The organism is Micromonospora sp. CMU55-4 (genome assembly GCF_011602315.1).
Classification (GTDB): domain Bacteria; phylum Actinomycetota; class Actinomycetes; order Mycobacteriales; family Micromonosporaceae; genus Micromonospora; species Micromonospora chalcea.
The window spans coordinates 24,010-30,997 of record NZ_JAAOLH010000029.1 but is presented as its reverse complement, the minus strand read 5'-3'; the positions used below and the strand labels follow the sequence as shown (position 1 = coordinate 30,997).

The following is a 6,988-nucleotide window of genomic DNA, read 5'->3' as shown; positions in this document are numbered from 1 at the left end:
CCTTTCGTTTCAGGGCCACCCCTCACGGGGGTGGCCCTGAAACGCGTCCACCCCGAAAACCGGTCCTCATGCCGACGCGCGTGAACGGTGGACCACCCACCACTTCCCCGAACAGCCGAACCGGCCACCACACCGCCTGGATTCGGGCCGGCCGACGGGAATCACCACGTCGGCCGCGTCAGTCTCGTACCGTCGAGCCGGGACCTCTGACAACGGCCACGCCGGTGGGCCGAAACGTGACATGGCGTACGTCGGGACCGTGATCGGGGCCGACCGCACGGGGTACAGGAGTGGACATGGAGATTGGAATCATCGGGTCGGGGCACATCGGGGGCACCCTCACCCGTCGTCTGCGTTCACTCGGCCACGACGTCGCGGTGGCCAACTCCCGCGGGCCGCAGAGCCTCGCCGACCTGGCCGCCGAGACCGGCGCCCGGGCGGTGTCGGTGGAGGAGGCCGTGCAGGGCGCCGAGCTGGTGGTCATCGCGATCCCGCTGAAGGCGGTGCCGCAGCTTCCGGCGGCGCTGTTCGACGGCAAGCTGGTGGTCGACGCCAACAACTACTACCCCCAGCGGGACGGCGACATCGCCGAGCTGCTCGACCGCAGCCTCAGCTCCAGTCGCTGGACCGCTGACCACCTCAAGGGCGCCCGGGTGGTGAAGGTCTTCAACAACATCCAGGCGGCGCACCTGATGGACGAGGGCAAGCCGGCGGGTACGGCGGGCCGGATCGCGTTGCCGGTGGCCGGCGACGACGCGGACGCCAAGCGGATCGTGATGGGCCTCGTGGACGATCTGGGCTTCGACCCGGTCGACGCGGGCACCCTGGACGAGAGCTGGCGGCAGCAGCCGGACACGCCCGTCTATGGCACCGACCGGGACGCCGACGGCGTACGCGAAGGGCTGGCCGCGGCGCGGCCGTGACAAGCATGGGAAAGGCCCCGCCGGATGCGTCCGGCGGGGCCTTTCCGTGTGTCGTGGATCAGTCGTCGCCCGGCTTCGGGGCGCAGATGAAGCGCGGCTCGGCGTCGTAGCGCCAGCTGAACTTCTCCCGCTTGACGACCTTGCCGTCCTTCTTGATGACCCGGAAGGCGTCCTGGGCGAACCCGACGGCGCCCGCGGCGGGGATGCAGGACGGCCCCGGGGTCAGGTACACGGTCTTCGGCTGGGTGATGTTGCGGCGGGGGCCGTACTCCGTCTTGACGCTGTCGTAGATCTTGGTGCTCCAGATCGAGACGGTGATCGAGCTGGACGTGTACGAGGTGTCGATGAGCACGCCGTGGGGCGTGTTGTTGCGGAACTTGAAGTCGAGCTGCGGCCAGTAGATGGTCGACTCGATCACGGCCGGGTAGCGGCTGAAGTAGAACGAGTGCGGCTTGTGCTCCACGTCCTCCAGCCCGGCGTAGTAGGTGGCGTTGAACAGCGTGGTGGTGAACTGGGAGACGCCGCCACCGACGCCCGGCACCAGCTTGCCGTTCACGATCGTGGGCGCGTCCTTGTATCCCTGGTCGTAGCCGCGTTCGCCGGTGTGCCCGTTGAGCGAGAACGTCTCACCCGGCTTCACGAGCGTGCCGTCCACGTCCTTCGCCGCGCGGACGATGTTCTGGCTGCGCGGGGAGGAGAGGCCGCCGGTGAAGTGGGTGGTGAAGGTCGACACCCGCTCCTTGATGCCCAGCTTCGCCAGCTCCGCCTCGGTCAGCTCGGGCGCGGCCGGCTTGAGCTCGGCGGACACCGTACGGCCCTCGGACTTGGGCAGCACCGCGAGCAGGGCCGGGCCGAGCGCGGCGGCGTCGACCTGGCGGCCGGCCTTGCTGGGCACCACCTTCGGCTTGCCGCCGCTGATGGTCAGCCCGGCGTCCTGCGGCTCGACCTCCAGCTTCGTCAGCCGGTCGCCGAGCGCGGCGCGGAGCCGCTTGACGTCGACCTTCGGGGTGAGCGTGCCGGCGTCGTCGGCGGAGAAGCGCAGTGCCCGGGCGATGGCGGCGGGCGGGATGGTGACCGAACCGCCGTCGGTGGTGAGCGTCACCGGCGCGGCGACGGCGGGCCGGGCCAGCTCGGCGACGAGGCGGTCGACCTCCTCACGGGTGGTGGCGGGCCACTTCTCGACGAGCGGCACGGTGACCGGCTCGGCGGCCAGCCAGCCGGCCTTCACCACAGCGGTGGCGCCGTCGGTGTCGACGGTGAGCGCCGGCTTCGGGTAGACCGGCTTCGGGGTGGTGCCGGTCCAGATGATCGCCGGCATCGTCATCTCGCGCCCCTGCGAGCCCATCACCTTCCGCAGGGCGGCCTCCAGCTTGGGCCGGTCGACGGTGACCACCGGCTCGACCGTACGGGAACCGACGAGCCGGCTCACCGCGTGCGCGTCGGCCTTCGCGGCGGCCGCCACAGTGGCGTCCACGTCGATGGCGAGCCCCACGTCGGACGGCTTGAGCTCGGCCTTCTTCTCACCGACGGTGACCGCCAGCGGGGCGTTCAACGCCTCGGCCCGGCGCTCCAGCTCGGCGCGGAGCGCCGCCGCCGCCTCCGCGCGGCTGCGCCCGCCCAACTCGGTGCCGAGCACCGTGGTGCCGCGGGGCACGTCACCGGCGTACGCGTAGGCGCCCAGGCCGACGCCGCCGGCGAGCACGGCCGCGACGATCCCCCCGGCCAGCAGCAGCCGGGCCCGTCGCGAGCGTGTGGGCTTGGCCGCGCCGCCTCCGGGCGGTGTGGCGACCGGCTCCATCTCGACGCCGGGCCAGCTCACCGCCGCCACCTTGATGGTGGGCCGGTCGTCGGCAGCCGGCATCTTCTCGCCGTACATCGTCACTGCAACCTCGATCGGAAGTACACGCGGGGACCGCTTCCCCCGCGGGAGACACCTACGGTAACCAACGCCCGGGCGCGCCGGGAGTCTCCGGCCCGGCGTCGTGTCGGGGGTTCGGCGGTGTCGGCCCGATCACCCGATTCGGGGCCGCGCCCGGGCGCGGATCGTGGCACGGTGAGCGGGTGCTGGCGTACGGCGGTGGGTGGCTCGACCGGGCGGCGGCGCTGCGCGGTGACGCGGAGTGGCTGGCCGGGCGGCTGGCCGATCCGGTGAGCGTGGTGTTGCCGCTGTGGCGGGACCGCTGCCTGGTCGACGCGGCCGGTCCGGTCCGGCTCACCGGCGAGCACGCGTCCCGCGTCCGGTCGGCCGCCGGGGAGACCGTCTTCCTGGGGCTCGACGACGACGTCGCGGTGTTCGCGGCCGATCTCTCCGCGCTCGGCGAGCGGGCCGCCGTCGAGTTGGCCGCCGCGACGCGCGCTGTCGATGTCCGGACGCTCGTGGGCCGGCTCGACCCGGCCGGAGCGGCGGTGCAGGCGTACGCCCGGGGGTTGCTGCTCTGGCACCGGCAGCAGCGGTACTGCGGCGCGTGCGGCGCCCGGGCCGTGGCCGGTGGCGGCGGGCACATGCGGACCTGTAGCGGTGGGGAGTGCGGGCGGCTGTGGTTCCCCCGGATCGAGCCGGCCGTGATCGTGCTGGTCGAGGCGCCCGGCCGGACCGGGCGGTGCCTGCTGGCCCGGCACGCGGGCGCGGCCGAGGGCAGCTATTCGACGCTGGCCGGCTTTGTCGAGGTCGGCGAGAGCCTGGAGGACGCGGTCCGCCGGGAGCTGGCCGAGGAAGCGGGCGTCACCGTCACCGACGTGGTCTACCAGGGGTCGCAGGCGTGGCCGTTTCCCGCCGGGCTGATGGCGGGTTTCCGGGCTGTCGCCGTGTCCGAGGAGGTCCGGGTCGACGGGGTGGAGTTGCTGGCGGCGCGCTGGTTCAGCCGGGCGGAGCTGCGGGCGCGGGTCGCGGCAGGGCGGCCGCTGGGCCGGGTGGACTCGATCGATCACCGGCTGCTGGGCGACTGGCTCGCGGAGGGCTGAACACCATCACCAGCGCGGTTCCCGCGGCGGTGGCGAGCGCGCACCACATGATGCCCTGGAACGTGCGGGGCGCGACGGTGGTGGTGAGCACGGCCAGGACGGCCGCGGCGACCCAGAGCGGCGCGGACGGCCAGCGCGCGCCCGCCGCAATCTTCGCGTTGACGGCCGCGAAGATCAGTGCGTAGAGCGCGCCGGTGGCGGCGAAGAACGGGGCGTACCTCCCCAGGGACGTGTAGTCCTCGCCGCCCACCAGCCGGAACGCGAACCCGCCGGCCAGGGCCGAGGCGGCGACGAGCACGACGCCGCAGCCGGCGACGATGGCGAGCACGACGGTACGGACCCGGTTGTCTCCCACGGCGAGCCGGGGCAGCGCCAGCACCACGATCACCTGGGGGGCCCAGAGCGCGCCCTTGGTGAGCACGGTTCCGACCGCGTACGCCCCGGAGTCGGCGGGCGAGAGCAGCTGGCGGGCGAAGATCAGGTCGGCGTACGACACCGCGAGCATCGCCAGCGCGGCGGTGCCGGCGCTCGCCACCTGCCGGATCCGCATGGTGGCGGCGACGTCGTTCCCGACGGGCCGGTCGGGGCGGGCGATCCAGGCCAGCGCCGGTAGCACGAGCCAGGCGGTGAGCATGCCGGCGAGCAGGGTGACCACGACGTCGGCGTCGAGGACCAGCGCGACGATCATGCCGCCGTACCGCCCGAGCGCCACCACCCCCATCGCCCAGGCGAGACGGACGAAGCGTTGCTCACCCTGCAGTTCGCCGAGCCACCGGGCGGCCAGGACGACAGCGACAGTGGTGCCGGCGACCAGCGCCACGACGGTCGACGACAGCCGCAGACCGGTGATCATCAGCGGCGCGGCCACGACGACGGCGCCGCCGGCGACCGCCGTGGTGACGAGGCTGACCCGGTGCGTCGGCGCGCCGGGGTGGCGGGCCCGGTGCACAGCGACCGCCATCTGCAGCCCCACGCCGGCGACGCCGGCGATCGCGACGAGGGCCAGCGTCGTGGCGAGGACGCTCAGCTCCTCGACCGGCAGGTACCGGGCGCCGAGCATGGGCAGCAGGTAGGCGAGCCCGTTCGTCGCCATCGCGGCGACCGCGACGGCCGCGCCGGCGGTTCCCAGGCGGCTTGCGCCGGGCCCTGCCGTGGTCTCTGTCATCGCGCCTCATGTCGGTGTCGCCGGTGGAACGGGTTCGCCTCGAACCTCGCGTCGTCGTCGCGGCTCGCTCGTCGACGTCGTGAGGCAAGCTACCGTCCGTACTCGCCCTGTGCCTAGAGTGCTGTCCGGAGCCCCGGGTGCGACGTCGGGCCCGCTTCCGTCCAGGTTCATGGGGGTCCGTGTGCGTCGAGCGTCACCGAGCTTCGGTCCGGCGCTGTCGCGGGCCGCCGTCGCGCTGCGCCGCTGGTGGCCGGAGACGGCGCTCGGTGTCGGCGTGGTCGTCGCGATCCTCGGCCCGGTGCTGCGCCGTGGCTTCGTCCTCCGTTACGACCTGGTGTTCGTGCCGGACCCGCCGTTCGGCGCGGTGGTCTGGGGCAGCGGCTCCGAACTGCCGCGTGCGGTACCGAGCGAGCTGCTCGCGGTCGGGCTGTCGCAGGTCGTCCCGGCCGACGTGGCCCAGAAGGTGCTCCTGGCCGGCTGTCTCGTCCTGGCCGCGGTGGGCGCCGCGCGGCTGGCGCCCGTCGGTCATCCGCTGGCGCGGGTCGCCGCCGGGCTCGCGTACGTCTGGAACCCCTGGGTGTACGGGCGGCTGCACCTCGGGCAGTGGGCGGTGGTGGCGGGGTTCGCGGCGTTGCCCTGGGCGTTCGCCTGGGTGCTGGGGGTGCTCCGGCCGCCGCCCGAGGGCACCGGCCCGGGGCGGCGTTCCGCAGTGGCCGGAGGGGCCGCGGTGGTGCTGGGCGGCCCGGCGATGGTGCTGGCGGCGGTGTTCGCCTGTGCCCCGGCGCTGGCTCTGGCGCGCCGGTGGCGGGCGTTTGTGTCGGGGGCGGCGACGTTGGCCGGCCTGACCGCTCCGTGGTGGCTCGCGCTGGTGAGCCGGGGCGGCGCCGTCGACGTCGACGAGCGGGGGGTGGCCGCGTTCGCGGTCCGCGCGGACACGCCACTCGGCGTGCTCGCCAGCGTCGCGACTCTGGGCGGCGTGTGGAGCCGGAACGCCGTGCCGGTCGGCCGGGACCAGTGGGCGGTCGCCCTGATCGCGCTGGCGCTGGCCGGCGCGGCGCTGTGGGGGTACGTGCTTACCCGTCGCCGCTGGCCGTCGGCGGCCTGGTGGGGTCTGCTCGCCGGCGCGGTGCTGGGCACTGTGGTCGCGGTGGCGCCGGCGTGGCCGCTGGGCGCGCAGTGGATGGCCGCGCTGGTCGAGCACGTTCCGCTGGCCGGCGCGGTCCGGGACGGCACCCGGCTGCTCGCTCCGCTGGCACTGGTGCAGGCGGTGGGTCTCGGGATGCTCGTGGAGTCGCTCGTGACGACCGGCGCCCGGGCGCTGGCCCCGCTGCTGGTGGTCGCTCCGGTGCTGCTCATGCCCGGTCTGGCGTGGGGTCTCGGTGGTCAGTTCGACACGGTGCGGTACCCGGCGGAGTGGGCGGCGGTGCGCGCCGAGGTGAACCGGGATCCGGCCGGGGGCACCCTGGTGTCGCTGCCCTGGTCCTCGTTCCGGGCCTATCCGTGGGCGGGGAACGTGCCGGTGCTCGATCCGGCCTCGCGGGCGTTCCGCCGGCCGGTGGTCGGGGACCAGGACGTGCTGGTCGGCCAGGACCGGATCCGTGGGGAGAGCCGGGAGGCGGACCGGGTGGCGGCGGCGTTGGCGGCGCCGGGTGATCCGGGACCGGATCTGCGCCGGCTCGGGGTGCGGTATGTGCTCGTGCAGACGGACCAACCGGACGCCGCGCAGGTGGAGGGCCGGTTCGTGAGCGCCGAGCTGGTCCGGCGGGACGGGGCATTGACGCTGTTGCGTCTGCCGGATTCCGATTTCTCCGGTTCGTCCGGTCGCATCGGCATAATGCCGGTCCTGGGGTATTCGGTACTGGGGGCCACCCTGGTGATCGCCCTTTCGCACCGGGTCAAGCGGCAGTGACGCATGTTACTCTTCGGTACCTTTTTCCGA

At 73.8% G+C, this 6,988-nt stretch carries 5 protein-coding genes; 3 read left to right on the top strand and 2 right to left on the bottom strand.

What is annotated here, in order from left to right; genetic code table 11:
* The first annotated feature begins 296 nt into the window (after positions 1-296).
* Positions 297-923: an NADPH-dependent F420 reductase gene (locus HA073_RS29755; RefSeq protein ID WP_069089577.1), complete on the top strand. Its 627-nt coding sequence runs from the start codon at positions 297-299 to the stop codon at positions 921-923.
* A gap of 58 nt (positions 924-981) precedes the next feature.
* On the opposite strand, the gene HA073_RS29750 is transcribed toward HA073_RS29755, so the two are convergent.
* A complete protein-coding gene (locus HA073_RS29750; RefSeq protein WP_205799042.1) occupies positions 982-2,799 on the bottom strand; it encodes a VanW family protein in 1,818 nt (605 codons plus the stop codon).
* A gap of 185 nt (positions 2,800-2,984) precedes the next feature.
* Between HA073_RS29750 and nudC the strand changes: the two genes are divergently transcribed.
* Entirely contained in the window at positions 2,985-3,884 is a 900-nt protein-coding gene (nudC, locus tag HA073_RS29745; protein WP_043327813.1) for an NAD(+) diphosphatase, read from the top strand.
* On the opposite strand, the gene HA073_RS29740 is transcribed toward nudC, so the two are convergent.
* Positions 3,781-5,049, bottom strand: coding sequence for a polysaccharide biosynthesis protein (locus HA073_RS29740; RefSeq protein WP_166457827.1), 1,269 nt, complete (start codon positions 5,047-5,049; stop codon positions 3,781-3,783). The genes nudC and HA073_RS29740 overlap by 104 nt on opposite strands.
* Before the next feature lie 181 nt (positions 5,050-5,230).
* On the opposite strand from HA073_RS29740, the gene HA073_RS29735 reads away from it, so the two are divergent.
* Positions 5,231-6,958, top strand: a complete 1,728-nt coding sequence (locus HA073_RS29735) for a hypothetical protein (protein WP_205799030.1) — start codon at positions 5,231-5,233, stop codon at positions 6,956-6,958.
* Positions 6,959-6,988: the final 30 nt, after the last annotated feature.

Bases quoted from the DNA above. Each gene is read 5' to 3' on its own strand.
- HA073_RS29740 (WP_166457827.1), bottom strand. From the start codon at position 5,049: ATGACAGAGACCACGGCAGGGCCCGGCGCAAGCCGCCTGGGAACCGCC.
- HA073_RS29750 (WP_205799042.1), bottom strand. From the start codon at position 2,799: ATGTACGGCGAGAAGATGCCGGCTGCCGACGACCGGCCCACCATCAAG.
- HA073_RS29755 (WP_069089577.1), top strand. From the start codon at position 297: ATGGAGATTGGAATCATCGGGTCGGGGCACATCGGGGGCACCCTCACC.